The following is a 2629-nucleotide window of genomic DNA, read 5'->3' as shown; positions in this document are numbered from 1 at the left end:
TGTGGTTGAGTGGTGAAAATAAAAAAGGAAAGCATCGCGCTTCCCCTGCTTTTTGTCTACAATTTGCCTACAAAAACCATGATTCGCCTGTATAATCTCTCATAATCCTTCACGCTGAAAAGCCGCTTGTTATTCGCGTGAAGCCTTGTGGTTACTGGGGTTGTGGACAGCTGCTATGCACCGTCATGCTTGTGTTATTGATAGGGTTTGTGTTCTATCTTTGAATATAGCATTTTTCCGTAAAAAAGAAAAGCGGAGAAACGCAGGGATTTGCGGAAAACTCGTGCAGGTATGGGATGAATTCGATGAAACGATATGATATAATAGAAACATCATATCGGATGCGGGGCAAGAGGGAGCATCCAAACATTCTTGTCGTTTCAAGAAAGGGAGGATCTGCATGAAATTGGTAATCGCGGAGCCGTTGGGGATCACGGAGGCGCAGGCGCAGGCGCTGAAGAAGGAGTATCTGCCCGCCGACCTTGAGATGGTCTACTGCAACACGCCGCCGAAGGACGATGCGGAGAAGGCTGCGCGTGCCAAGGGCGCAGAGCTTGTCATGCTCGCGAATATGCCGTTCAAGGAGAATGTCCTGCAGGAGCTTAAAGATGTCAAGCTCTTGAGCGTCGCTTTTACGGGCGTCGATCATGTGGGCATGGATTATTGCAAAGCGCATGAAATCATCGTATCCAACTGCTCGGGCTATGCGAACGAGGCGGTCAGCGAACTTGCCATCGGTTTGGCAATCGGGCTTTACCGCAAGATGCTTGCCGCAGACGAAGCGGTGCGTGCGGGCAAGACGCGTGCGGGGCTTCTCGGCATCGAGCTTTCGGGCAAGAAGTTCGGCGTCGTCGGCGCGGGGGCGATCGGCAGGCGCACGATAGCGCTTGCGCAGGCGTTCGGCTGTGAGGTGTATTACTACAACCGCAAGGAAACGAAGATCGACGGGGCGAAGTATGTGCCGCTTGCCGAGCTGATGGAAGTGTCGGACATCATCTCGCTGCATGTGCCGTTGACGGCGGAAACGAAAGGCTTGATCGGCGCGGCGGAAATCGCCAAGATGAAGAAAACGGCGATCCTCATCAACACGGCGCGCGGCCCTGTCGTTGACAGTCAAGCGCTGGCGGACGCGCTCAAGGAAGGCCGCATCGCGGGCGCAGGCATCGATGTCTTTGAAGGTGAGCCGCCGATCGCGGGCGATCATCCGCTGCTTCATGCGCCGAATGTCATTCTTGCGCCGCACGTCGGCTTCGCGACGCAGGAAGCGATGGAAAAACGCGCCGTCATCGCCTTCCAAAATGTGCAGGCGTATCTTGCGGGCAAGCCGCAGAATGTGATGTAAGCGTAAAAACGATGTAATAAAACATCCGTGCAGAAGCTATGGATCTTTTGTCATAGCTTCTGTTTTTGAAGAAGCGCTGAATTTATCCGTGCTTCTTTGGAACGAATGAGGTGAGGCGTTGAAGTACGGGCCGTTCATGGCGGCGCTCCGCAAGGAGCCGCTGAAACATGTCTATCTGCTGGCGGGTGAGGAGCACTATTACATAGAAAAGGCAAAAGCGGCGATCTTAGAGCGCATTTTCCCTGCGGGCGAAGGACGGCAGGACGGTCTGGAAGAAGCGCCTGCCGGCATGGATGCTGACGGGATATGTGCTCTTTTGGAAACCGTGCCGTTTTTTGTGCCGAAGCATGTCGTGCTCGTGCAGGACAGTGCGCTCTTTCGTGAGAAAAAGAAGGCTGCGCGAGATGAAACAGCGGGCGATGCAGCAAAGCAGGGAACGAAGGGGGCGAAGAAGAGCGGTGCGGACAAGAAGGATGAGCGATTGCTGCATCTGCTCTCCGATATGCCCGAGTACGCCTATGTGATTTTCGTCAGCTCGGGCAAGGCGGATAAGCGGCGCAAGGCGTACAAGACGGTCGAAAAGGCAGGCGCGGTGCTTGACGCCGACGCTGTGCGCCCGTGGGAGATCGGCGATTGGCTCGCGGGCAAACTCGCTGAACTGCGCAAAGAGTTTGATCGCGAGGCGTATGCGTATTTCATGGGCGCCGTCGGTATGATGCATGAGGTGTCGCTGGCGTATCTTGACAAGGAGTTTGAAAAGCTCGCGCTCTATACGGAGGAGAAGCGGATCGACAGGAAGACGCTTGCCGCTGTATTTTCGGGGCTGCCGGAAGTGTCGTCGTTTGCGATGATGGACGCCGTGAGCGAGAAAGATGTCAAGAAAGCGCTGACGCTCCTGCGCCGTCAACTGGCGGACGGCGTATATCCGCCGGTGCTGCTTGCACTCATGGTGCGCCATGTGCGTCAGCTGTGGCAGGCGAAGCTATTCATGGCGCAGGGCGTGCGTGGCAAGTCGCTCGGCCCCGCGATGCAGCTCAATCCTTTTATCGCGGAAAAAGTAGGACGCGCGAGCGAGAAGTTTTCCGAGCCTGTACTGAAGCAGGCGATGCTCTCGCTGATCGATGCCGACTATCTGCTCAAGACAGGACAGGGCGGCGAGGAATTGTTGGAACATGTCGTGATTTCGCTGTGTGCATGAGATGAAAAAGCCGCCCCGGCGCAGGGCGGCTTTTTCATCTCAAGTCTCACTGTCAAACGACTGCATCGGTACGCCTTTGCGGGGCTTTG

2 protein-coding genes are annotated in these 2629 nt (G+C 55.5%); both read left to right on the top strand.

The window, feature by feature from the left end; all coding sequences use genetic code 11:
* Positions 1 to 400 precede the first annotated feature (400 nt).
* Complete coding sequence (locus ACTTKG_RS10290) at positions 401 to 1342, top strand: 2-hydroxyacid dehydrogenase (RefSeq protein ID WP_442674106.1); 942 nt, start codon at positions 401 to 403, stop codon at positions 1340 to 1342.
* A gap of 118 nt (positions 1343 to 1460) precedes the next feature.
* On the top strand, positions 1461 to 2540 hold the full coding sequence (gene holA / locus ACTTKG_RS10285; RefSeq protein ID WP_442674105.1) for a DNA polymerase III subunit delta: 1080 nt from the start codon (positions 1461 to 1463) through the stop codon (positions 2538 to 2540).
* The last annotated feature ends 89 nt before the right edge of the window (positions 2541 to 2629 follow it).

It is taken from the genome of Selenomonas sp. (assembly GCF_052169755.1).
Classification (GTDB): domain Bacteria; phylum Bacillota; class Negativicutes; order Selenomonadales; family Selenomonadaceae; genus Selenomonas.
The sequence above is the reverse complement of the archived record's forward strand: the minus strand, read 5'-3'. Positions and strand labels throughout refer to the sequence as shown.